This window comes from Shewanella sp. SM21 (assembly GCF_025654335.1).
GTDB lineage: Bacteria > Pseudomonadota > Gammaproteobacteria > Enterobacterales > Shewanellaceae > Shewanella > Shewanella oncorhynchi.
This window is the reverse complement of record NZ_JAKKRL010000003.1, coordinates 65,590-90,696: the sequence shown is the minus strand read 5'-3', so window position 1 is coordinate 90,696 and position 25,107 is coordinate 65,590. Positions and strand designations below refer to the sequence as shown.

Annotated in this window: 20 protein-coding genes; 8 read left to right on the top strand and 12 right to left on the bottom strand. The window is 45.7% G+C overall.

Translation table 11 applies throughout. The features are described 5' to 3' along the window. Positions 1-2: 2 nt before the first annotated feature. Together L5L94_RS04620 and L5L94_RS04615 are read right to left on the bottom strand one after the other, a co-directional pair. Entirely contained in the window at positions 3-1,613 is a 1,611-nt protein-coding gene (locus L5L94_RS04620; protein WP_263161530.1) for a hypothetical protein, read from the bottom strand. Between the two features lie 22 nt (positions 1,614-1,635). Continuing rightward, positions 1,636-3,189: an OmpA family protein gene (locus L5L94_RS04615; protein ID WP_263161527.1), complete on the bottom strand. Its 1,554-nt coding sequence runs from the start codon at positions 3,187-3,189 to the stop codon at positions 1,636-1,638. Between the two features lie 348 nt (positions 3,190-3,537). Between L5L94_RS04615 and L5L94_RS04610 the strand changes: the two genes are divergently transcribed. Beyond that, positions 3,538-4,281, top strand: coding sequence for a DUF599 domain-containing protein (locus tag L5L94_RS04610; protein WP_131524297.1), 744 nt, complete (start codon positions 3,538-3,540; stop codon positions 4,279-4,281). 93 nt (positions 4,282-4,374) lie between these two features. Next, a complete protein-coding gene (locus tag L5L94_RS04605) occupies positions 4,375-4,551 on the top strand; it encodes a helix-turn-helix domain-containing protein (RefSeq protein ID WP_006082937.1) in 177 nt (58 codons plus the stop codon). 318 nt (positions 4,552-4,869) lie between these two features. On the opposite strand, the gene cyaB is transcribed toward L5L94_RS04605, so the two are convergent. The 3 genes from cyaB to cydD form a co-directional block, all read right to left on the bottom strand. Further along, a complete protein-coding gene (gene cyaB / locus L5L94_RS04600; RefSeq protein ID WP_173242923.1) occupies positions 4,870-5,457 on the bottom strand; it encodes a class IV adenylate cyclase in 588 nt (195 codons plus the stop codon). A gap of 91 nt (positions 5,458-5,548) precedes the next feature. Next, entirely contained in the window at positions 5,549-7,300 is a 1,752-nt protein-coding gene (gene cydC / locus L5L94_RS04595; protein WP_173242920.1) for a heme ABC transporter ATP-binding protein/permease CydC, read from the bottom strand. Continuing rightward, a complete protein-coding gene (cydD, locus tag L5L94_RS04590; RefSeq protein ID WP_173496760.1) occupies positions 7,297-9,246 on the bottom strand; it encodes a heme ABC transporter permease/ATP-binding protein CydD in 1,950 nt (649 codons plus the stop codon). Before cydD ends, cydC begins: the two co-directional genes overlap by 4 nt. 279 nt (positions 9,247-9,525) lie before the next feature. Between cydD and L5L94_RS04585 the strand changes: the two genes are divergently transcribed. After that, a complete protein-coding gene (locus L5L94_RS04585; RefSeq protein ID WP_113939039.1) occupies positions 9,526-10,044 on the top strand; it encodes a type II secretion system protein in 519 nt (172 codons plus the stop codon). Positions 10,045-10,179: 135 nt separating this feature from the next. On the opposite strand, the gene L5L94_RS04580 is transcribed toward L5L94_RS04585, so the two are convergent. Next, positions 10,180-11,226 (bottom strand): DUF3626 domain-containing protein, encoded by a 1,047-nt coding sequence (locus L5L94_RS04580; protein WP_173242912.1) that lies wholly within the window; start codon positions 11,224-11,226, stop codon positions 10,180-10,182. 653 nt (positions 11,227-11,879) lie between these two features. On the opposite strand from L5L94_RS04580, the gene L5L94_RS04575 reads away from it, so the two are divergent. Next, the gene (locus tag L5L94_RS04575; RefSeq protein WP_131524303.1) at positions 11,880-13,424 is read left to right on the top strand and encodes a DEAD/DEAH box helicase; all 1,545 of its coding nucleotides are present in this window, start codon (positions 11,880-11,882) and stop codon (positions 13,422-13,424) included. Between the two features lie 196 nt (positions 13,425-13,620). Here L5L94_RS04575 and L5L94_RS04570 read toward each other — a convergent pair whose 3' ends face one another. From L5L94_RS04570 to L5L94_RS04560, 3 genes are all read right to left on the bottom strand, one after another. After that, a complete protein-coding gene (locus L5L94_RS04570; RefSeq protein ID WP_263161517.1) occupies positions 13,621-14,670 on the bottom strand; it encodes a hypothetical protein in 1,050 nt (349 codons plus the stop codon). Between the two features lie 287 nt (positions 14,671-14,957). Next, a complete protein-coding gene (dbpA, locus tag L5L94_RS04565) occupies positions 14,958-16,334 on the bottom strand; it encodes an ATP-dependent RNA helicase DbpA (protein WP_011847678.1) in 1,377 nt (458 codons plus the stop codon). A gap of 327 nt (positions 16,335-16,661) precedes the next feature. Continuing rightward, positions 16,662-17,519 (bottom strand): pirin family protein, encoded by an 858-nt coding sequence (locus tag L5L94_RS04560; protein ID WP_263161514.1) that lies wholly within the window; start codon positions 17,517-17,519, stop codon positions 16,662-16,664. 625 nt (positions 17,520-18,144) lie between these two features. Here L5L94_RS04560 and L5L94_RS04555 point away from each other — a divergent pair. Continuing rightward, the gene (locus L5L94_RS04555) at positions 18,145-18,696 is read left to right on the top strand and encodes a porin family protein (protein WP_263161511.1); all 552 of its coding nucleotides are present in this window, start codon (positions 18,145-18,147) and stop codon (positions 18,694-18,696) included. Positions 18,697-19,059: 363 nt separating this feature from the next. Here L5L94_RS04555 and prmC read toward each other — a convergent pair whose 3' ends face one another. The 3 genes from prmC to hemA are packed head-to-tail and all read right to left on the bottom strand — an operon-like array spanning position 19,060 to position 22,267. Next, the gene (gene prmC, locus L5L94_RS04550) at positions 19,060-19,908 is read right to left on the bottom strand and encodes a peptide chain release factor N(5)-glutamine methyltransferase (protein WP_263161509.1); all 849 of its coding nucleotides are present in this window, start codon (positions 19,906-19,908) and stop codon (positions 19,060-19,062) included. Positions 19,909-19,910: 2 nt separating this feature from the next. Then, positions 19,911-21,002 (bottom strand): peptide chain release factor 1, encoded by a 1,092-nt coding sequence (prfA, locus tag L5L94_RS04545; protein ID WP_113939045.1) that lies wholly within the window; start codon positions 21,000-21,002, stop codon positions 19,911-19,913. A gap of 14 nt (positions 21,003-21,016) precedes the next feature. Then, the gene (hemA, locus tag L5L94_RS04540; RefSeq protein WP_028761678.1) at positions 21,017-22,267 is read right to left on the bottom strand and encodes a glutamyl-tRNA reductase; all 1,251 of its coding nucleotides are present in this window, start codon (positions 22,265-22,267) and stop codon (positions 21,017-21,019) included. Between the two features lie 253 nt (positions 22,268-22,520). Between hemA and lolB the strand changes: the two genes are divergently transcribed. From lolB to L5L94_RS04525, 3 genes are all read left to right on the top strand, one after another. Then, positions 22,521-23,165 carry a lipoprotein insertase outer membrane protein LolB gene (gene lolB / locus L5L94_RS04535; RefSeq protein WP_173242897.1) on the top strand — a complete coding sequence of 215 codons (645 nt, stop codon included), beginning with the start codon at positions 22,521-22,523 and terminating at the stop codon, positions 23,163-23,165. Between the two features lies 1 nt (position 23,166). Further along, a complete protein-coding gene (gene ispE / locus L5L94_RS04530; protein WP_198571871.1) occupies positions 23,167-24,021 on the top strand; it encodes a 4-(cytidine 5'-diphospho)-2-C-methyl-D-erythritol kinase in 855 nt (284 codons plus the stop codon). Positions 24,022-24,133: 112 nt separating this feature from the next. Next, complete coding sequence (locus tag L5L94_RS04525; protein ID WP_006080255.1) at positions 24,134-25,081, top strand: ribose-phosphate pyrophosphokinase; 948 nt, start codon at positions 24,134-24,136, stop codon at positions 25,079-25,081. The last annotated feature ends 26 nt before the right edge of the window (positions 25,082-25,107 follow it).

The window sequence follows — 25,107 nt, the reverse complement described above, 5'->3', positions numbered from 1 at the left end:
TGTCATGAACTTAACTCTCCAAGTATCTCTTTGCGTAAACGATCGCGCATCTGCTCTTCCGTTTCAACAACCTTTTTTTGCTGAGTTATTTCAGCAAGCAGCTCTTGTCGAATACGTTGTTCAGCTTGTTCTGGCGTTTCGGCCTCTGCAGCCTTTTTAGCATTCGTTTCAGCAACAAGCTCGGCTTTCAATCTTGCTTCCATCGACTCTGGTGCTTCGGAAGTTTCTACCTCAACAACATGAGACGTTGCCACCACAGCGGCACTTTTCATCGCCTGATGGCTGGCTAATGTTTGATGCTCACGTAAACGTACCGATTGATCATATCGATTTTCGGCATTACCTAAATCTTCCATATACGTCAAGAATGAACGCTCACCACATGCCTCTAACACCTCTAGCACCTTAGGATCTTGGCAATTAGTTTCGGCTTTTTGATTCATTCTTTGCTGCAAGTTAGTTAGGCGCTTCTGGGCTACGCGCGCGACTTGCTGCTTTAAACGAGAATAATGCGTCTTAAACTCACGCTCACTTTTAAAGTTGCCAATTTCTTTGCGCGCATCTTTAGAATGCTTGCCAGCAAATCCGGTTTTAAAACCAATTAAAATACCGAAAATCTGTAATAGGATGAATAAGAAAGCAAGAAAAATAAAAGTTCCCCAACCGCCTTTCTGTTCACGATCCCACACGTCATCCTTTGCTTTATCACCTGCACTTTTAGACTCATCCAGTAAGAGTGCTGGAGGTGCTTCAGCATAGGGGTCTTGTTCTTGATACAATCCACTCGTTTGCTGAATATTGACTTCATCAATGTGCATTTTTTCAAGCACTTGACCACGCACATAGGTTGCCAATACTGCAATCACTAGGATCGCAATAGCTGTAACCGTGGTGATGAAATAACGGGGCTTAACCTCTGCGTTAGTAGAGATCCGATTAATGAGTTGCTTATATTGAGGCTCATTATCATCCTCAAAGGTTTTATCTAAATTAATGCGAGTATTAGGTGCCAGTTCTGGCGTCGATTTGTCGCGGTTTTTAGCATTTTTCCACCAGACCTTGGCTTTTTTAATGAGCGAGTTAGCATGCAGCTCATGTCCAGTAAAGTGAGTTAAACCTACCAGTAAAACCGAGATGATGAAGGCGATACCCACAGCACCTTGCTGCTGTAGTTTTTCCGATGCTCCGGGAATCGTGAAACCTGAAAGAACGTAACTAAATCCCATTGCTTCAACAAACACTAAGGCGGCAATCAATATCCACCCCAAAATATGTAAGTTGTTACGACCATTTTCAGTCACTTTACCTAAATAGTCTTGGCTTTTACTGAAAAGCTCCTCGTCCTTATTCACTTTCTCATAATGAGCCGCAAAATCAGTACATAGTGTGACTTCAGTATTCAACCAATCCTTATCGTAAATCTTAACTTGGGTTTCATAATCTTTCGCTAAGCGACTCTCCTTACCGATTACCGGAAAGGCATACCATGTATTAAGCCACCAGAAACTGACCTTATCCCACCAAACCGTAATAATGACCACTAATACCATCAACGAAAGTAACAGCGACACTAACGTGCGATACTCATTAAATAACATAGACACAAAATCCATTTACCGCTCCTAAGCACATTGCTTATAACAATTTGGGTTCAAAATCGGCTTCATAAACCGTTTTATTCTTCTCGTAGTACAACTTGCCAGCAATCGCGGTCGCTGAACGATCGATTGGCATCACCACATCCATACAGCGCACAGGAGAGTCTTTGTCCGTTGTAAAAACACGATATAACAAGCCTTTATCACCATAATAAGTCTCTACATGGCTCGTAAGCTGATAATTTGGATCATCTTTACTTGAACCTTTGTAATTCTTCCAAATATTCACTTTAGGCGCAGAAACAGCCGTGCCACTGTCCTTAATTACAGCAACAGGGGTCAAACCAATATAATGGCCATTCACTTTATAACCCCAAGCAGTACCATTCATACCCGGTAAATAATCTGCTGTGTTGTAATCCTTACGATTATAGCTCTCACCTGTGGCTAAACTCTTCACGTCACCCGTGACTCTCGGTCCCTCAACGGCGCAATTTAGGCTAGAGACTTCAGATGCATACGCCTTGCTAAATAATGCAAAACCGCTCTCTTTTTTAGCACCCACTAACTGGGTAAAGTTTGTCGATGGGTCGAGCATTTTCTTACCGCCAAAATCTACCAAGGCTTTTTGCAGTTTCACTGGCTCAAGTAACTTGACGATTTCCAACTCCGTCATTTGTATTTGAGCTGGTGAAGTGCTCGGTTTATTTGGCTGAGTTGTAGGCTGCTTTTCCACTTGAGTCGTAGGCTTGGCTGCTGCCACTTTATCCTGCGATCGGCGGGATAAATAACTCAAATTTGCCTTCTGTTTGTATGAATAGGCCAGTAATTGATCCGGTTTACCGTCAATTTCAATAATTTCTACTCGACGATTTTTTGCTTTGCCAGCGTCATCACTATTAGCTGCAACAGGCTGTGACTCCCCTGCTCCTTGGAAGAATAATCGCTCAGTCGGAATGCCAGCTTGATTAAAGAGGGTTGCCACATAACGCGCTCTCGCTTCGCTAAGCTCTTGATTTAACGATTCAGCACCACTGGCATCTGTATGACCTGTAATCAAAATGTTTTGTTTAGAGTCTTTATAGATAGCGGCGAGTTTTTGAAATTTTTGTTTAGCTTGTGGCGTCGCCTCTGAAGCTCCAGAAGCAAACATCACTTCACTATTACTCGAAACTGTCGCAGCCATACCCACAACTTGATAATTAGCGTACTTTTCTGAATCTTCCTTCGACATGGTTTGTTCGGTTGAACTGATCAGTAAGCTACTTTGTTGTTCATCTGATGCTTTTGAAGCGCGGATTGAAGTAAATTGAATATCAAGATTTTCTGTTTTCGCTAACTGTTCTAATGCTTCGCGTTTTTGCTGAAAATCATAACCAACGGTACAACCAATCGCAGCACCAGCGGCACCGCCATAAAGCATACCTTCATTGCCACCTAAATAATTCCCAATCAATACACCTAAACCAGTACCAATAGCACAACCAATAACAGTTTCTTTATTATCTTCAACAGATTGAGTGATGGCACAACTGCTAAGCGCTAATACGCCAGCAACTGCGAGCGATATGGATTTCAAATTTGACTTCATAGTCATCCCTAACTTTTTAAAAATTCAAAATTGAATTTTAGATGCAATAAATTAAGTTAAGGATTAGAAGGAATTAGCTCTAAAAAGTCAATCTAAAGTTGATACTGATGTAACCAAAATATTAATTAAGGCTGAAATTTGTGAGCAACTTTATATCGAAGATATTTAAGCGACTGACACAGGAGTTGTCATAAAACAGTTTTATCCTAATGTGAAGTCACAATCACTATGCAAAAAAATCATTACTGGGAATCGTTTCTCAGTTGCACCAAATCTTTCATAGACCTCATAATCTGCACATGACTAATCTCTCTCTTTCTCCCCATATTACATTTTACTAAGGTGGCTATGACATTTTCGTTGTTAGATATTTCTGCATTGGTGTGGTTTATCGTTTCTTGGGCTGGCTACACCGCCTTTGCCCGTAGCAAGGCGAGAGATACCGACTGTATTGCCCGTGGTCTGCATAAGCATAGAATTTACTGGATGCTTGAGGTGATGACCCGCGGTGTGCGCGTGGGTGATGCGGCACTACTGGCCAACCTTGAGCGCAATATTGCTTTTTTTGCCTCGACCACGCTGTTTGTGCTTGCGGGTGTACTGACCTTATTCGCGCAAGTTGAACGACTAGAAAGTGTTATTGCGACGATTCCCTTCGCTACGCCACCGAATCATGCGCTGGTGCAAGTCAAGTTAGCTCTGTTAGTCGGCATTTTTGTGATGGCCTTCTTCCAGTTTACTTGGTCAATGCGCCAATACGGCTTTGTGAACGTGATGATAGGTGCGGGTCCTCTGGACACCGATGGCTCAAATGACAATCTCAAAGCCTATGCAAGACAAATGGCGACAGTGCAAGATCAAGCGGCACACTCCTATAACTATGGTTTACGTGCCTATTACTTTTCAATGGCGGTATTGTGCTGGTTTGTACACCCGATACTCTTTATCTCGGCCAGCTTATTTGTGGTCGCAACCTTATATCGCCGCGAATTCAAGTCCCGTGCCGTTCTGGCGATCACGGCAGCGAAGGGCCATCTCCAAATAGAGAGCCAAGTGCGCGAAACCGCCCGCAACCACAAAATAGAATCATAGCCTTGGCGGTTTAGGCCGCTAGCGTCATCTTGATTGGAATTATTGTTCTATACTCTTTGGGTTATGTTTCTATTGAATTACTGGGAGAGTGCCATGAGCGATAACTTATTAACCTTAGATGAAGTGTGCAAAATGCTAGATAAAACACCAGCGACCATCAAACGTTTCGCTCGGGAGAATTTACTCTCAAGTGTTCAAGATGGTGACGAATTAAAATTCCCTGAAGCGGAAGTTAAACGCTACCTCGCCTTTTCACAACGCTTAGGCTAAAACGCATCAAGTAACTAACGGCAAATAAAACTGAATAATCAGTATGTAAGCCGTTTGAATTTGAATTTGTAAAGGTGGTTTGAATTGAAATGTGATACTCGAATTAAAGTACGCTGCTTAAGTTTAAGTCGTCGATAGCGAGTTAAAACAAACGGTGAATGCGATATGGACAGTGAAGCTCAAAGGGATTTGAACTTAGCCATAGCGGTTTGTTGCGAAGGATTGGTTAGGCAAAATCTAGCGGTGTAAACCATAAAATTTAAGCGATGAAACTTTAAGCTATTAAGCCTCAAGCTGTTAATCCAAAAGATTGAACCATTACTTATTATTTAAAGCCTGCTGCAACTGCCGATAGGATAACCACTCTCGCTGCACTTCACTTAGGCCTAAGTCAGCGGCGAGTTGTTGTAATTGCACTTCATATTTAGGCAATAGGGTTTCATCATTGGTCATAATCGCGAGTTCAGCAAAATCCCCTAAACCTTCGATATGATCGATTGTTAGATGAAATTCACCCAGAAAATAGATACTGCGGCGCTTTTTAATTTCCAGTACAGACTCATAGCCTAAGGTCTGCAGCATACTTTTTGCTTTTGTTGCTTCAGTGATATTAACGGCTTCACAGCGGTCTTTTTCTGGCCCTTTCACTATCCACAGCATTATCCCCGATGGCTGCATCTCACGGATACACAAGCTCTTGTGCTCACCTTTAAGTGACTGTGATGGCAGATCAAAGTAACAGTCATGCTCAAGGTTATCTTCGAGCATGACCTCGGGATTTCTCATTTGTAAGGCAACGAAAAAAGCGTAGCGATCCAGTAAGCGGTATTTAAGCTCGACCTCAAACTTACCATTAAAATGGGCATTAATTTGTGGGGCTAATGCTTCTGGCATCGCAGGGTTCATAGATTCATATCCGCTTTTAATGAGTAAAATATATCGCTATTTATAATATTGAGCGCCAACGTCTTAATTCTAAAAGATTAAATCCAAAACCTTAAGCGAGTCTTTGGTACAAGGCCTGATACTCCACACTGTCTTCAATTAAGCTCTGGTGAGTACCAGACGCAATAATCTTCCCCTGACCGAGTAGATGAATTTGATCCATCTTCGCCATAGCAGTTAAACGATGGCTAATCATAAGTAAGGTTTTATCCTGAGCAAATTCAAACAGTAAACTTAAAATTTCCCGCTCGGTGCGTTTATCTAGCCCTTCGGTTGGCTCATCTAGCAATAACAGCGGTGCATCACGCAGCAGCGCCCTAGCAACACCAATACGGCGCTGCTCGCCGCCCGAAAGCTGACGTCCACCTTCACCTATCCACATATCCAGCGGCTTATCACCCGTGAGTAAAGCCCCAAGCCCAACCCGCTGTAACACATCAATCAAGCGTGCGTCGTGGGCCGTGCGTTTCTCGCCTTCGATAACAGGTAGCGCTAATACTAAGTTTTCCCGCAATGTACCCGCAAACAAATAGATGCGTTGGCTAATCACAGTAATAGCATCCCTAAGACCGCGCTCGCTGTACTCTGAAAGTGCATGACCATCGAGTTTGATGTGCCCTTGCTGCGCTTGCCATTCGCGGGTAATCAGCGTCAATAAGCTCGACTTACCGCAACCCGTTGGCCCAAGTAACGCGACTTTTTGCCCGGCTTTTATCTCAAGGGACAAACCTTGCAGCACGTTTTGATCGTCTCGATAACCAAAGTGGATACCTTCAATCTGTAATGCGCCAGACTTTGCCCTCAAGCCAGTATCGACAGCAAATTGAATATCGGCCTTTTGTTCGGTGATTTCATTAATTCGCGTTGCGGCCAATACGCAACCTGACAAATGCTGAAACGCGCCCGCGATCGGCATCATCATCTCGACGCAGGCCATAGTCGCAAACACCATAAGTGCAAACATGGGCCCCGGCGGCACGGCATCACCCACACCTTGAGCGGCTAAATACAGCATCATGATCAAGGCTGAGCCCGTGGAGAGGATCAACATGGCTTGGCTGAGTGCAGTAATATTGGCCATCGCGCTTTGGCTGCGAAACAGCTCTGTCTGCGCATCATTCAGTTTTTGCCTGAATCTGTCGTTCGCGCCAAATAGACTGAGTTCGGCTTGGCCTTGCAACATATCCAGCAACTGCACCCGATAATGACGCTTGGTTTCGAGCATAGTTCGGCTTGGCGCGTGTCCAAGGCGATAAAATAGCAGTGGCATCACCAGCCAAACAGCGACTAAGAATAAGCAAAGACTGAGAGCAAGTTTGGCATCGAACCAAGCAAGAAACAGATACAAGAGCCCCGTCATCAGAAGGGATGCCGCCATAGGCGTGAGCAGTCGCAGGTAAAGATGATCGAGGGTATCGATATCGGCCACTAAGCGATTGAGCATGTCGCCACGGCGTAGCCCCTGCAGATTTTTAGCACTTAGCGGCAAGAGTTTACGCCACGCCCAAACACGAAGCTCAGTCAACAACTTAAAGGTTGCCTCATGGGTCGCTAAACGCTCGCCATAACGACTAGCGGTTCGGGCAATTGATAAGAAACGTACCCCGCCAGCAGGAGTGAAAAAGTTAAAGGACTGCGCCGTGACTATCGTCAAACCTGCAACAGCAGTAGCGGAAAGAAACCAGCCCGAAAGTGACAGTAAACCTATGCCCGCCATCAAAGTAATAATGGTCAGCAGCAAGCCCACGGACATCATCAACCATTGACGCGAGAACAATCGAATAAAGGGGATCAGCACTTTCATTGGGCATCTCCTTTAGTGGACTCGGCGGCAATGTCGAGTGGAGCGTCACTATCAGGCTGCGTCTCACTGGCGCTTGCCGATAACGGTACAAGTTCAATATCAGCCACGGACTCAACATTTTCACGCAGTAAAGTTTGGAATAAGCCGTTTGTGTTAGACAAAGTGGTAAAGTCGCCCCGCTGTACTATCAAGCCTTTATCGAGCACAAGAATAGTATCCATTTGATCTAACTGATCTAATCTGTGGGTCACCATAATGCACATCTTACCCGCCATGGCGCGATTCAGCGCAGAACTCACCGCCTGCTCACTCTGGCTATCTAAACTAGCTGTGGGTTCATCGAGGACAAACAAACTCGCCTGCTGCCCAAGCGCCCTTGCTAAAGCAATACGTTGAGCTTGGCCGACGGATAAACCGGAAGATTGCTCACCGACCGGCGCATCTAAACCCAGTGGTTGCGCCTTAACGAAGTCACTGATATTGGCCTCAGCCAGTAAGTGCCACAGCATATCGTCGGGCAGAGTAGGGTCGGCTAAGGCAACGTTATCCCGCACAGTGCCGTGAAATAACTGCGGTTCCTGTCCAAGCCAAGCTAAGTGCTGTCGCCAATGGGCTAAGTCTAATGCGGATAACTCATGGCCATTAATCAACAAATGGCCCTTGTAGGGTAAAAATCCCAATAAGGCGTTGAGTAAACTGGTTTTACCCGCTCCGCTCGGACCAACTAAAGCTAAGCGTTCACCCTCTTTTAACTCAAAACTCAGTGGGCCAAGTAAACGCGTACCATCAACACTGAACACCTCAAGATTGTCGGCACTCAGCGTCTCTATGCTATTGATACGGACGTGGCCGAAAAACTCAGGTTCCGGATGTTCGAGCAAGGTAATCAAGGCTTCTGCCGCGCCTATAGCCTGCGCCTTAGCATGGTAATGAGTCCCCATGTCGCGCAGCGGTTGATAAAACTCAGGAGCTAAAATCAGAATAAATAGCCCAGTAAATAGGCTGAAAGGAATACCACCCATGTCAGGAGCTGTACTTGAGCTGATATTGGCATGGGCGCCATAGTAGCCAAAATCTAAGTGACCTAAGTAACTAAAACCAAAGTAAACCGCCAAAACAGCAATCGATACCGCGGCAAAAAACTCTAAGACTGCTGAGCTTAAAAAGGCCATGCGTAGCACAGACATAGTGCGGCTACGAAACTCTTCTGAAGCACTCGCGATCACCTTAAGCTCGGCATCACCACGGTGAAAAAGTTTCAACGTGCTTAAGCCTTTTAATCTATCCATAAAATGGCCGCTCAATCTTGCAAGCGCACTGAAGTTTTTGCGATTAGCATCGGCAGCGCCCATGCCAACTAAGATCATAAACATAGGGATTAATGGCGCTGTGAGTAACAGGATTAAGCCTGCCGCCCAGTTAATCGGGAATACCGCCGCTAAAATGAGTACGGGAATAAAACCTGCAAGGCTGATTTGTGGGAGATATCTGGCATAAAAATCTTGTAAATCTTCGACTTGCTCTAAAACTATGCTGGCCCAACTCCCTGCGGGTTTACCTTTAATAAATGCTGGACCTAGCTTAGTCAACTTGTCCATCACTGCCGCGCGAATATGGCCACGTAGACGCTTACCCGCCTCAAAACTGGCGCGCTCACGCCCATAAGCCAGCAAGGCACGCAGTAACATCAAGGCAATTAACGCAATAAAATTAGGAATATAGGTATCAATACTCACGCTGGAACTGATCGTTTGGGCATTGTCAGTAAGCGGTATAACTTGCCCTATGATCACGCCATCCAGAATCGTCGCGATAATATAAGCCTGCGCCACCATAGCGACGGCGCTTATCATCCCAAGCCATAACGACAATTTAAGGAACAGGCCACAGGCTTTTTTCTGGGCTTTAAGCCAAACAAGAAGGGATTTTTCTAACGACTTATCCATGGTGCTCCAACAAGAAAACAATTAAGCGACTCGTAGCGGGGATCGACTATCGATAACAATTCAGTTTAAGGGGCTTGCAACAGCTAAAAAGTTCCGATAGGGACGCAGTATCGCAGGCATCTACAACAGATGAAACCCTATCACAGACTTTTGCTAGCGGACTCACAAAAACGAGCTAAAGATAAATAAATCTAGGAGTTAACGGAACTTTACCTAGTACTAGCCTGATTTAAAAAACTTAGGTAGCATGAAGCTCTTTGTATTGAATGTCCTCTATCTATGCCAAATAAAAATGCTGGTTTCACCCTGATTGAACTCGTTGTGGTTATTATTATTCTTGGCGTATTAGCCGTAGTAGCTGCACCTAAATTCATTAATTTACAATCAGATGCATATAAGAGTCAGCTCTCAGGTGCACTGGCTTCGATGAAATCCGCCGTCACTTTATTCAAGGCAAAGTCGGAAATTGCTAACAGCGGCACCACGAATAGAGTCGTTTACGACGAAATCCGTGGCGAAAACTATCAGCCTTGGGCTGCCAGTACCAGCGGTATAACGCCAAGTACAGCTTACACGACTCCGCCAGAAATTTTTAAAGCGGCAGGGCTAAATGTGAATGAGTGGTCCTATCGAATTTACACCACCAACGGCACCTATGAAGTTATCGCCACACCAAAGCAAAAACTGAACCTTGCCACGCCCACAGAAGCGCAAGTCGAAGCGACAAATTGCTATATCGACTATAAATGGGAGACAACGGGCGTTCCCACTTATAAAAAAGTCGACACTGGTTGCTAGGCGACCTTAACGATAAAATATCTATATAAAAACAGCGAGTTAACCTGAGGTTATCTCGCTGTTTTATTTACGCCCTAAACTCACTTTGTTGTTAATGCTTACGTTTACAATTAAGCATTTTTAAAGAGTTCGCGCTTATTGCACTCCACCGTATTTCACTAGCACATGCCAGAGCAACTTAAGTTCATGGGCGACTTGCGCACGATTACCGCGGTCACGCCAATGCTGGGGAGAATGGTATAAATCCCGCGCCGCCACGCCTATGGCATAGGCATCGACTCTGTCTTCTACGGCAATCCGATTAGCCAGCGATGGCATAGTTGGCCCACGGAAATCACTGGGGATCTGTGCCGTATGCAGGCTAAAGCCACCATGATATTGCAGCTCAATATCATATTTATCGCAAATTTTACTTAAGCTTGCGCCAATATCAGTACCCTTAAAACTGGGGTCCGCCACCAGCATGGCGATATCTTCATCGAGGGAAACATCGCCATGGATCTGTGCCTCTATATAATGGTCAAGATTATTCGATAGCGGCCGCTCGAAACGTGACAGCAAGGAAGCATTGAGCTGATGCCCCAAATAATGGATCACATTCAGTGGCTTAAAGTCGGTTTTGCCTAAGGCATAGTGACGCTCAAAACTCTCAGTCAGCAGCGCCGCTAAAATATCATCGAAACATGACAGCGTGCCCTTCTCTTTCGGATTACGATACGAGTCGAGATAACTAAAGGTTGAGCGCGCCATCGCACTTGTATGAGTCAAAAAATAACAGCTTCCAAAACGTGGGGCGGGACCGTCCTGCCACATCCCCAGATCGAGTGCACCGTATTTAGGCCGAGATTTAGTGCCCTTGTATACATCCCCAAAAAGCTGATTTTCCCAATGATCCCGTGGGCCACCTAACTCAGGTGACAACTGACCATTGGAAATATGAGTCTCAAACTGGCTACGGTATTGACCATCGCGCAGTAAACCTTCGGCAACAGTCATACCACGGCTGTCGATTCTATCGGGGTGAAAATGCAGCGCAATTCGGCCACAGTTGAGCAATTGTTTAAGCGCGAGTTGCATCTCATGCATGGGGATATTTGACATCTGCTGCACATTTTTAATCACAGCGACGGCTTGTTCACTGCGTCCTCGTGCAAGGCGTTCAATATGCTGTATCGCTGTCATAATCCACCTATAAATGAGAGGCGTTTAACCGTTCCTACAATGCCTCATCCTAAAATAAACGTGAGATAAATCGCAAGCATGCAGAGAACTGCTCTTAAGCCACTCCATCTAAATAACTAAGTTAAACATGAATGACTCGGTTAAACATGAATGACTCAGTTAAACGTGACTGTGAAAACACTCAATAATTCTTTCGCTCGGTTCATTGTTAAAAATTCAGCGAATAACATCAATCACGAACTGAACAGATAGCGAAACCAATTGCGTCATTAGTTAATTCTACTCCAATCGACTTTAGTTTATACCACTCTCATTATTGTAGCGTGATCTACCGCTAACTCATTCTAACTCTGGATAAAAAATGCCTATGACTTCAATTGATATTATGAAATAGGCCTAATAGTCATCTTGTTCCTTGAAATCAATTAACTTCCATAACCTCAAACTCTGCCATCTAAACTTGCGCCTATAAAAATAAGCGAGGCCGAGTGAAAGCCGCCGACAAGCGATTTATGTGCCAATATGAATGAAACCCAGCCCAAAAACCTTTATTAGATGGCACTTAAAGCCCTGATCCTGTAAGCTGCACGCCCGCCAGCAGACCTGGCTATTGACCATAAATGCAGCACAGTGTTGCCACAAGAGACCAATCTATGAGTTTTACCTCCCTGGGCTTATCGGCCCCGATACTTAAAGCCGTTGCCGAACAAGGCTACGACACACCTTCGCCAATCCAAGCTCAAGCAATTCCCGCTGTGCTTCAAGGCAAAGATGTGATGGCGGCCGCCCAAACAGGAACAGGTAAAACAGCAGGTTTCACCCTACCTATGCTCGAACTCCTGAGTAAAGGTAACCGTGCCCAAGCAGGCCAAGTGCGCGCATTAGTGTTAACTCCGACACGCGAATTGGCAGCTCAGGTTGCAGAAAGTGTTGAAACCTATGGTAAGAATTTACCACTGCGCTCAGCGGTGATATTTGGTGGCGTGCCTATCAATCCACAAATCGCGAAATTGCGCCACGGTGTCGACGTATTAGTCGCGACGCCTGGTCGATTGATGGATCTATATAATCAAAAAGCGGTGAAATTCAGCCAGCTTGAGATCTTAGTGTTAGATGAAGCCGACCGCATGCTCGACATGGGCTTTATCCGCGACATCCGTAAGATTTTGGCCATTTTACCTAAGCAACGTCAAAACCTGATGTTTTCGGCCACCTTCTCCGATGAAATTCGTGAGCTGGCAAAAGGCTTAGTCAACAATCCGGTCGAAATTTCGGTCACGCCACGTAACGCGGCAGCGACCACAGTAAAACAATGGGTTTGCCCAGTTGATAAGAGCCAAAAATCGGCACTCTTGATCCAACTCATCAAGCAAAACGATTGGCAACAAGTGTTGGTATTCTCGCGCACTAAACATGGCGCTAACCGTCTGGCGAAAAGCCTTGAAGAGGCAGGTATCAAAGCCGCCGCTATCCACGGTAACAAGAGCCAAACCGCCCGTACTAAAGCCTTGGCCGACTTTAAAAATGGTCAAGCTCGCGTACTGGTTGCAACCGATATTGCTGCCCGCGGTTTAGACATAGACCAATTACCACAAGTGGTTAACTTCGACTTACCGAACGTGCCAGAAGATTATGTGCATCGTATCGGCCGTACTGGCCGCGCTGGCGCATCGGGTCAAGCCGTGTCACTGGTAAGTAACGAAGAAATCAAACTGCTAAACGATATCGAGCGTTTAATCAATCGCGTATTAGACCGTGAAATGGTTGAAGGCTTTAACCATGAATTGCCAGAATCACGTTTAGGTGGCGGCGGAAAAAGTAGCGGTAAATCAGTACCAAGCCGTAGAAATACCCGCAGCTCAAACCAACCGAGCTCACGCGATGGTGCTCCAAGAAGCGCCGAGCATAAAGATGGTCAACGCAGCGGTGACGTCGCGCGCGGTCACAAGCCAAACGACAAGAATCCAAGACACAGCGGTGAAGCCAGTAGCGCCCCCCGCAGTGATGCCAAACCTCGTCCACCACGTTCAAACGATGGCCGAGCCAATAGCGCAGGCGCTAGTCGTCCAACTGAAAGCCGTTCAGGCGCTGGCGAAAATCGTGGCCAAGCGGGTGAGAATCCTTACGCCAATGGTCCAAAGAAAAACACCCGTCGCCCAAATAATGGTGCGAGTCGTCCAAGACACTCACAGGATTAATGCAAAAGCTAAGCGAACTTGCTTAGCGATTTAGCCGTATTAAGTCCTAAACAGAAACGCCCAACTCCGCATGGAATTGGGCGTTTTTGTTTGTCTTAGTTTGTCTTGATCGATGCTTAGCTCGTTATCTACGCTTTGAACAATAATCGGCTTGAACAATCACTGCCTTAAAAACAGCCTAAAACGGCAACCTAAGTTAATTCGCCTTTGTATCTGGCAACTGCTGCAGGACTTCATCCGTAAAATAAGGTTCATCTTCAACCCAAAAAATGTAGTCTAAGCCTAGGTAATTTTGCGCAAAATCCAGCAGCTCAGGCACAGTATTCTTTTTACCCGTTTTAGGATTAATCTGCCGCAAATTACCGTCTTGCACCGCCATACCTTTCACCAGTGTCGCTGGGTAATCTTTAATAAAGGCATAACTTTGTGCCATATGACTTTTACGGTAAGGCATCAAATCTGGGCCACCCACACCCATGTTGAGCGATTTGGCTTGCGCAAATAAGCCTCGCATATAGCCTTTGTCATTCCATGGCAGCCATTCGTCTGGCAAAAAGTTCAAATACACCATAGCGGTTGAATGCTGAAATGACTCAGCTAATACCTGCATATTCTCGCCAATCGCATCGATATAGGCTTTAGGATTAAAATCACTGGGGAAGGTGGTCGTTCCATCGGCGTTTTCAGTCCCCACATCAATTGAGCTTTCACTAAAGTTAATGCACGCAATTTTCCCATCAAACTCTTGGCCAAGCTGACGCACCAATTGTTGATAACGTGCACGCACTGAGGGCTCCCACATTTTGGCTGACCAGCCATACTCATCATCCGTCACCGGTTTATTGGGATCACGCTCTGGTGCACTCAACATGCTTTGCTTCAACACACCGCCTTGATAAATAGGATCATCGAGCAAATAACGCGGCACATTGACTCTGGGCGTAAAGGATTTCTCTTGCAGCTGGATCCACAATTTTTTGCCTATCGAATCGAGATATGCAATATCGGCCCTAATCGCGCTGAAATCATATTCGCCCTGCTTAGGCTCTAAACTGCGCCAAGTATAAACAATCTGCGCACCGCCAAAACGGGGATCGCGCAGCGCCTTGTCGGCACGAATGTTTTCTCCGTTAGCCTCACGATGGTTAATGTAGATGAAGTGCTGTAACGGTTGCGACTCTGGCAGAATTGATGCAGCGCTCGCTGCGCTCAAAAAGATACTTAGTAAAATAGTCCATCGAAACATAAATACTCCAAACCGATGCAGCCTTATCACCTGACAAAGCCGTTAATCCGCTCATTTATTTTTTACTCAGAATCACTTCTAACACAGGCAAGCTGAGGGGCATATCAATTAAGCAGACAAATACAAAGTGTTACTTAATCGCCCAATAAGATTAGCGGTGACGTGGACAAAAGGCACAGTAACGGCGGTAATAAAACTCAACAAAAAAGGGAATAAACCTGAGTTTATTCCCTTTAAAAATAGAGCGAATTAAATCGAGGTACGATTCAACTCAAGCTAGGCCAAACTTACTTCATTGGCCAAGCGCGGTAAGATTTTCCTTTGATCCGGCCGCCAGTAATTTTGTTCAGTGCTTTCTTGGCAACCTTACGATTAACGGCCACATAGGCGCGGTAATCGGTCACTTGGATTTTACCCACCTGTGAGCCTTCGATACCGTTTTCGCCCGTCAGCGCGCCTAAGATATCACCTGGACGCAGTTTTTCCTTCTTACCGCCATCGATCTGCAGAGTGATCATGGTTGGCGCTGCAGGCGTGTTGCCGAGCAGGCTTTCTGATGGTAGTGATTCGCTGGTGATTTCGCGCTCTAAATACTCTTCTAACAAGGCAATTTTGTAACCGTCTTGGTCGTTATAGAAGGTATAAGCGGCGCCTTTACTGCCCGCGCGGCCAGTACGACCGATGCGGTGAATGTGGACTTCGGTGTCGTAGGCAACGTGATAGTTAAACACAGCATCCAGTGCATCGATATCTAAACCACGGGCGGCAACATCGGTCGCCACTAATACACAGGCACTCTTATTAGCAAATTGCAGCAGGGTTTCGTCCCTGTCTCTTTGCTCTAAATCGCCGTGCAAAGCCAATACGCTAAAGCCTAAACCTTCAAGCTCATCGGCCACTTTTTGGGTTTCGCGTTTAGTGTTACAAAACACCACTGCGCTTTCAGGCTTATGTTCTAACAACAATAATTGCAGCGCTTGCATACGCGCCTTGTCATCGTCTAAGTGATAAAAATGCTGGGCTATGCTTAAGCTGTCGTGATTACCTTCAACTTTAACCATGCTTGGGTCATACATGATTTGCTTGGCAATTGATTGAATTTGCTCAGGGAATGTCGCGCTAAATAGCAGCGTCTGACGCTCACGTGGTGCTTGTTCGATAATCGCATCGAGAGCGGGTTGGAAGCCCATTTCTAACATGCGATCGGCTTCATCGAGCACTAACATGTTGAGATTGCTTAAATCTAAGCGATTGCGATCTAAGTGATCGACGATACGGCCAGGCGTACCCACAATAATGTGTGCACCGTGCTCCAGCGAGCCAACCTGTGGTCCCATAGGTACACCGCCGCAAAGTGTCAGTACTTTAACGTTATGAATACCACGGGCAAGGGTGCGGATTTCCTGCGCCACTTGGTCGGCCAACTCACGGGTTGGGCATAACACTAAGGTTTGAATGCGAAAGCGCTTAACGTCTAACTTGTTCAGTAATCCTAAGCCGAAGGCGGCCGTTTTACCCGAGCCAGTTTTACCCTGACCTATCACATCCTGCCCCGCTAAAATGGGTGGCAAACTTTGCGCCTGAATTGGCGTCATCTCGTTGTAGCCCATAGAAGAAAGGTTCTCAAGCAGTTCGGGTTTTAGCTTAAGAGTCGAAAAAGCCATTGATGGATTAGGCTTAGTATCAGAGTTGCTCAAGGTGAATATCCTGTGGTGGGTAACGAAGTGGCTACTAGGTTACTGAAATTGCGTTACTTATCGATTAAACTGGTCTATCAAGATTCAGGTTAGCTTTGGGCTAGCTTGAGTTTAGATTTAAGCGCTAGGCTCGCTCAACCCAAAAGCACGGCTATTGTAGCAACAAAGCGCGGCTTTTGCCTCAAGTCCTTAAGCAATAGACATAGCTTGCGTGAACAGCAACAAAAAAGCCCTGTAGGAATACAGGGCTTAGGCTTGGATTTAGAATTAGCTCAGTGCGGCAGATTTAACAAATTACGCGATCTGGCCGAAACGCCCTTCTTGGTAATCGCGAATCGCCTGCTGAATTTCCGCTTGGGTGTTCATCACAAAGGGACCCATCTGGACGATTTTTTCACGGATAGGTTTACCCGCAAATAGTAACATCCCAGCGCCGCGCTCATCAGCTTTAAGCTTAAGCACACTTTGGCTATCGAGCACTAAAAACTCGCCCTGATGATATGACCACTGTGAGTCTTCACCTTTACTTAAGTCACCTTGGTACAAGTACAAGGCGACAAACTCGTGTTGAGACAAATCAAGCGTGGCCTCAGCATTTGGTGCTAGGCTCAGATCGGCAATGGCTGCTTCGCCCGCTAATCCTTGGATGGTCGCACTAATAAGCGGTTGATCTTTAAAGCCCCAATCACCCGCTAAGGCTTTTAAGCTAGCGCCAGTGTTACTGGTCACTTCAACGCTCGCGCTACCCGCGGTATCTTGATACTTCGCTGGACGCAACTTGTCTTTGGCGGGCATATTGACCCAAATTTGGAATCCATGCAGACCATCGACAGCATCGGCAAGTGGCATTTCAGAATGCACTACACCGAACCCGGTACTCATCCACTGCACATCGCCGGCACAAATCGCCTTCACATTACCCATTTGGTCACGGTGCTCAAAACCGCCCTTACGAATGTAAGTGAAGGTCTCCATCCCGCGATGAGGATGTGCGGGGAAGCCACCAATAAAATCTTGTTCATCATCGGATTTTATTTCGTCGATCATCAAGAAAGGATCAAATTTAGTCGTCACAAAATCGGCGACACGGCGAATATTGACCCCATCGCCATCCATCGCGGCTTTGGCGGAAAACTGACTAAATACTTTCATTGCTGCTCTCCTATCGGTTGAGCAAAGCGATACGTGAAACGCCAAGACCGTACAGCTAACACAAGACGCAAACGCTTTGCTGATGCAGGCAGAATAACAAGGAAGTTTACAAAAGAATAACGCGAAATCACGGCCTAAACATTCGAAAAAATAGAACGGTATGCAGGAAGGAGCGAGTAACCTAGTGTTCTAACTGGATAATAAAGTAGTGGTTTAGTTGCCAAATCTCGCACTTCGGATTTGAACTCGTGGCTATCAAAAATAGCGTTAACATAAAAATCAAACCTTAAATCTGAATGAAATAACTCCCATTCATTAAAAATGTATTTCCGCACACTGTATACGAATACAACCAACACAAAACATACTATAAAAATCTAATTTAGTTCATTTAGAAACAATGAGGATTTAACAATAATCACTGTTTACCAAGTAAAATACATAGCGAATTACTGAAGTCTAATAAGAAATAATAAATTATTACATTTGTTTCAATATAAGCTTACTGACATCTGCCCACTTATCGGGAGACCATACGAAATAAATAAAAATCAAAAAATTTACAATTAGCAACCAAATCTATTACTTTTAGAGTTCATGGATTAATGTGATTACAGGAAGTACAATGAAACGCTTATTTATACTTTTAGCTTTACTCATTTCCACTACAGCATCTAGCGCAGACGAAACCCATGGCTTCTCTGCAGGCTTGGGTTTAGGCTCAACAGAAGACTATGGGGGCATTACCCATTATGATTTTGCCTATCGCTATCAATTCACCCCAGATTGGGGAGTAGAAGTAGGTTACACACCATTTCAAAGTGAGCCTTTTACCGCAGCAATACATGGTGTTTTTGACGATTACGTGTTGGAGAACTCTTATTCCTCTCGGCTTGCTGGCACATATACATACCAAATATCAGCAAGACATAATGCGATATTTAAGGCCGGATTATCTCAATCTAAAGCTAATTATCAATTGAATGACTACGAAAATAGTAGTGATGATGTTATAACTATAGAGGAGTATTCAGACGATGGATATGGCTTATATGCCGCATTAGGTTGGCGTTGTCGTTTTTATAATGGCTTCGAAATTATGACAACATTAGCCTACCAGGATTCTGGAGTATTTGAAATGACGAGCTTCACTGTAGGAATAGGCTACAGCTTCTAAGGCTATAAATTTAAAACCTTAATGCCAGTAAATACTGGCATTATATTCCCAATAAAAATTTAATTTAGAATTCGATAAAAAATCCATTTTCATCATAATTACGTTATTTCTATTAACGCTATATAAAATTTATAGCAAATGCTGAAGAAAAATGTCCCATTCCACAGCTGATTAAACTATATCCTATAACTATATCTCCTAAGAATAGTCATCTTATATTGACTGAAGACACTATTTTAAGAAAATACCTACACATAAAAAACGCTATTGCAGATTGGCAATAGCGTTATATTTAAGATGACAAGTTAATAAGTCTAAAGTCTCATCATTATTCTCTGGGTCATCGAATTTATTTTTAGTAACTTACTCCGCCCATTTACCCATAGTGCATCTATCATTACTGCCAAAGTCTCGCACTGTGGCGACATTCTCGTAGCCCAGTTCGATAAGCTTAGCTCTGAGTTTTACAGCTTGCTCAAAACCATGTTCGAGCAGGATATAGCCGTTAGGCTTTAAGTAATCTCGGGCAGTGTTGGCAATATAATAAAGATCGGCAAAGCCTTCCTCGGCGGCGGTTAACGCGCTTTGGGGCTCGAAACGCACGTCACCTTGGTGCAAGTGTTCGTCTGATTCATCAATATAGGGCGGATTTGAAACGATTAAATCAAAGTCCCGTGACTTTACAGCACTGAACCAGTCACTCTGGAGAATTTCGACCTGTGGCAGCTTTAAGTTCTCGCGGTTCGCGATAGCCAAAGCCACGGCATCATCGACTTTATCGACCGCGGTGATTTGCCATGACTCACGCTCAGACGCCAACGCCAGCGCAATCGCCCCAGTGCCTGTGCCTAAATCGAGCACTTTGGCGTAGGTGGAAAGCGGCAGGTTCAAGGCGGTTTCAACCAGAATTTCCGTATCAGGACGCGGGATCAAAGTGGTGTCGTTCACGATAAAAGGCAACGACCAAAATTCGCGCTCACCGACAATATGTGCCACAGGCACGCCTTTTTGGCGTTTCTGTACCATTTGCTGGAAGCGTTTCCACTGTTCAACCGTTAGGGATTTTTCAGGCCAAGTATACAAATAGCTTCGGCTTTTATTGAGGCAATATAACAACAAAACCTCTGCATCCAAATGAGCGGATTCAGAGGTTGATGCTAACTGCACATAAGCCCATTGCAGGGCTTCGGCTATGCTAGATTGATCTGACAAAATTACCCCTGCTCGTCAGCCAGTGCGGCTAACTGATCGGCTTGATGCTCTTGCATCAGAGGCAATAAAATAGCATCGAGATCGCCTTCCATTACTTCGTTCAAGCGATATAAGGTCAAGTTGATGCGGTGTTCGCTCACGCGGCCTTGCGGGAAGTTGTAAGTACGTACACGTTCGGAGCGATCGCCACTGGCAACCAGACTACGACGGGTCGATTCTTCAGCGCTACGGCGTTTTTCGTCTTCAACAGCTTGAATACGTGCGGCCAGTACACTCATGGCTTGGGCACGGTTCTTGTGTTGCGAACGTTGATCTTGGCATTCCACCACGATCCCAGTAGGAATATGGGTGATTCGAATAGCTGAGTCAGTTTTGTTAACGTGCTGACCACCTGCACCTGATGAACGATAAGTATCGACTTTCAGATCGGCTGGATTGATTGAAATCGCTTCCGCTTCAGGCACTTCGTGAAGTACCACAACAGTAACCGCTGAAGTATGCACACGTCCTTGGGATTCGGTTTCTGGCACACGCTGTACACGGTGGCCGCCGGATTCAAACTTAAGTTTGCCGTATACGCCTTCACCGCTGACCTTCATGATCACTTCTTTAAAGCCACCATGTTCTCCTTCGTTGCAGCTCATGATTTCGATCTGCCAGCGATTCGCTTCAGCATAACGGCTGTACATGCGGAATAAGTCACCGGCAAAAATAGCCGCTTCATCGCCGCCTGCACCAGCGCGGATCTCAACGAAGGCGTTTTTATCGTCGTCAGGATCTTTTGGCAATAATAGAATTTGCAATTCGTCTTCGAGCTGCTCGAGTTTGGCCTTAGCGGCTTTCATCTCTTCCTGCGCCATTTCACGCATTTCAGCATCGTCTTCTTCCAGCATTTCTTTGGCAGAATCGAGATCGGCCTGCGCTTGCTGATAGGCTTTAAAGCCAGCAACAACGTCTTCTAACTGGGCATATTCTTTCGATAACGCACGAAACCTGTCTTGATCGGAAATGACGCTAGCATCACCCAGCAAAGCCATGACTTCTTCATTGCGCTCGAGCAAGCCTTCCAGCTTGCGGATAACGGATTCCTTCATTTAACTCGCTAACCTTAGTTTTTATCTAATCCAAGCGCTGATCTTAACTGACCGAGAGTATTCAAATCGCCCTGACGACTCGCTGCCGTGAGGGCCTGTGTCGGTGCGTGGATAAGTTTGTTGGTCAGGCGATTGGCTAGTTCAATCAATACCTGCTCAGTGTCTGAGCCCTGGGCTAATTTATTCAAGGCGCGTTCCACTAACTCATCTTTTACCGCCATGCTCTGGCTGCGATACTCGCGAATACTGTCGACCGACTCTAAAGAACGGATCCAATCCATAAATAGGAAAGATTGTTCTTCAGTAATTACTTCAGCTTGCTCGGCGGCTTCTTTTCGAGAAGCCATATTCTGTTCAATAATGCTATGCAGGTCGTCCACTGTATACAGAAACGCGTCATCCAAATCGGCGACTTCCGGCTCAATATCCCGGGGAACTGCTATATCAACCAATAACATAGGTTGATGGCGACGCTGCTTTAGCGCTTTTTCGACCATGCCTTTACCTAGGATAGGCAGAGGGCTGGCGGTAGAGGATATCACGATATCGGCTTTTGGGAGATAATCTGGTATCTGCGCCAGTGTAATTGCTGTTGCGCCAAACTCCTCGCACATGCCTTGGGCACGTTCTAACGTCCGATTTGCTACGACCATTGAAGCCACGCCGTTATCTTTAAGATGCTTCGCAACCAGTTCTATGGTTTCACCCGCACCAATTAACAGCACTTTAGTGGTCGATATCGATGAGAAAATATGTTTCGCCATGCTTACCGCGGCAAATGCCACAGAAACTGCGGCGGCGCCAATTTCAGTGTCAGTGCGGACTTTCTTAGCGACTGAAAAAGTATTCTGAAAGAGTCTATCTATGGTTAGCGCAACCGTACCAGCCTCTTTGGCCTTAACGAACGCTTGCTTTACTTGACCGAGAATCTGCGGCTCACCAAGGATCAAAGAATCGAGCCCAGAGGCTACGCGCATCAAATGCCTGACGGCATCTTGACCATGATAGTTATAGAGACAAGGTGCTACATCCTCATGATCTAGGCCGTGATACTCTTCAAGCCACGCAATAATGTCGGCCTCATCGCCGTTGTTGCAATACAACTCAGTGCGATTACAGGTCGAGACAATAACGGCTTCACCCGAGCGTGTACGACTGGCCAGACTCTTCATAGCGTCATGAATTTTGTCCGGAGAGAAGGCGACTTTCTCACGCAGGTCTACCGTGGCTGTTTTATGGTTAATACCGATTGCTACAAGGCTCATCTGACTCTTTCTAGATTCTTGGCGACTCTCTTAATAAGGGCATTCTACTGAATTGGCCCAACTAAAAACAGAATACGCTTAACAAAACCGAATAAAGGTCTAACTTCTTACCTAAATTTTCTATCAATAATAGGTAAGGCAAAATTTGTCCCAAGGGAGCAAATCTAAGTGACCGCCGATGGAAATTTTACGTTTGGCATTGGTATTCTTTCCAAGCCCTCGTATCATAAGGACTTTGGTATATCAGTCATAGATGAATAATTTGAAGCGCCTCACAAAAACCATTTTCTCTTGTTTTACCTTAAGCGCCCTACTCTTACTGGCGGGGTGTGAAACCTTGCCGCCGATGACTGACTTAAGCCCAATCACAGTCAATGATGCGCGCCAAGCCAAAGCTTGGGAATTACAGGGAAAACTAGCGATAAAAACTCCCGACGATAAACTCAGTGCCAATATCTACTGGCGCCACAGTGAAGATCGCGATGAACTCACACTCACGACTATGCTAGGTACAACTGTGTTGACGCTTAATTCAACCTCGAACTCTGCCCATTTACATATCGATGGCAAAGATTTTCGCGACGATAATGCCCAGCGTTTACTCGAGCGCGTCAGCGGTTGGTCCATCCCCTTGGCCGATTTACCTTTGTGGATCACTGGTCAAGTTGGCCTGAATGATCAAGTACTTGAAAGCGATAGCCAAGGCAAACCTAAACAGCTCACGAACACTCAAACCCCACCGCCTTGGCAGGTCACATTTTTAAGTTGGCAATCCCAGAGCGGCGCCAACGTGCCCCATCAATTAAAGCTTGAGCGTGGTGACTTACAACTCAAACTACAATTGAATCAATGGCAAGCCCTCGGCAAGCCTGCAATCATACTCGAAGAGAAACCTTAGCATGCCCGCAGCAATTTCACGCCATTGGCCAGCACCAGCCAAGCTTAACTTATTCTTACACGTGAATGGTCGCCGCGCAGATGGTTATCATGAACTGCAAACCTTGTTTCAGTTTATTGATTACTGTGACATGCTCGATTTTAAGGTCACTGAAACCGCAGAACTGATTTTGCACTCCAATATCTCTAATGTTGTCGCCGATAGCGATAACTTAATTCTGCGAGCCGCAAAATCATTACAACAAACCACAGGCTTTAGTGGCGGCGCCGAAATCTGGTTGGATAAACGTCTACCCATGGGCGGAGGTTTAGGTGGCGGCTCGTCAGATGCTGCCACCACCTTAGTGGCACTGAACACATTATGGAACACCCAATTATCGACCGAAGAACTGGCTAAAATCGGCCTTAAACTTGGTGCCGATATTCCTGTTTTTATTCATGGTTTCGCCGCTTTTGCCGAAGGTGTAGGTGAACGCTTACAAGCGGTAAATCCGAGTGAGCCTTGGTACTTAATCATCGCACCCGATGCCCATGTATCCACCGCTGAAGTATTCCAAGATCCACTTTTACCACGTGATACCCCGAAACTGGCCATAGATACCTTAATGAACCAACCTTGGGCAAATGATTGTCAAAAACTAGTCGTTTCTAAATACCCTCAAGTTGCCAAGGCATTAGGCTGGCTGCTAGAATATGCGCCGTCGAGAATGACAGGAACAGGCGCATGCGTGTTCGGGGAATTCACACAAAAGCAACAAGCTCTCGCAGCCTTGGCGAAATTACCGTCTGAAATGCAAGGATTTGTTGCACAAGGGATGAATCTTTCGCCGCTCATCACGCGACTCAGTCACCCTTAAACTACTTTCTTCTAGAGTAACCACTTAACGATAACGCCTCGGGTTCCTCCCGTCCCTACATCGTCGTTACTCTAGCCACTAAAATATAAAGCAAACGCCTGAGGTTCATACAGTGCCCGACATCAAGCTCTTTGCTGGGAACGCCACCCCCAGTCTCGCTAAAAAGATAGCCGATCGTCTATTTTGCAAACTCGGAGACGCAGTGGTTGGTCGTTTCAGCGATGGTGAAATCAGTGTCCAAATTAACGAAAATGTACGTGGAGCCGATGTGTTCATCATCCAATCCACTTGTGCGCCGACAAACGACAACCTGATGGAACTCATCGTGATGGTTGACGCGCTGCGCCGTGCATCTGCTGGCCGTATCACAGCGGTTATTCCTTACTTTGGTTATGCTCGTCAAGACCGTCGCGTTCGTAGCGCCCGTGTACCTATTACTGCAAAAGTGGTTGCCGATTTCCTGTCTAGCGTGGGTGTTGACCGCGTTCTGACCTGTGACCTGCACGCTGAGCAAATCCAAGGTTTCTTCGACGTTCCTGTTGATAACGTATTTGGTAGCCCAGTGCTGCTAGAAGATATGTTAGCGAAGAACTTAGATAATCCAGTCGTTGTTTCTCCAGACATCGGTGGTGTTGTTCGCGCTCGCGCAGTAGCAAAACTGTTGGATGATTCTGATTTAGCGATCATTGATAAACGTCGCCCACAAGCGAACGTTGCGCAAGTTATGCACATCATTGGTGATGTTCAAGGTCGTGACTGCATTATCGTTGACGATATGATCGACACAGGCGGCACTCTGTGTAAAGCGGCTGAAGCCTTAAAAGAACATGGTGCGAACCGCGTATTTGCTTACGCAACTCACCCAGTCTTCTCTGGCAAAGCGGCTGAAAATATCGCTAACTCTGTGATTGATGAAGTGATTGTGACTGACACAGTTCCTTTAAGCCCAGAAATGTTGAAAGTGGCTAAAGTGACTCAGTTAACTATGTCTGCGGTACTGGCTGAGGCAATTCGTCGCGTAAGCAACGAAGAGTCTATTTCTGCCATGTTCCGTCACTAATAGTTCGGTCACTCATCATAGTCACT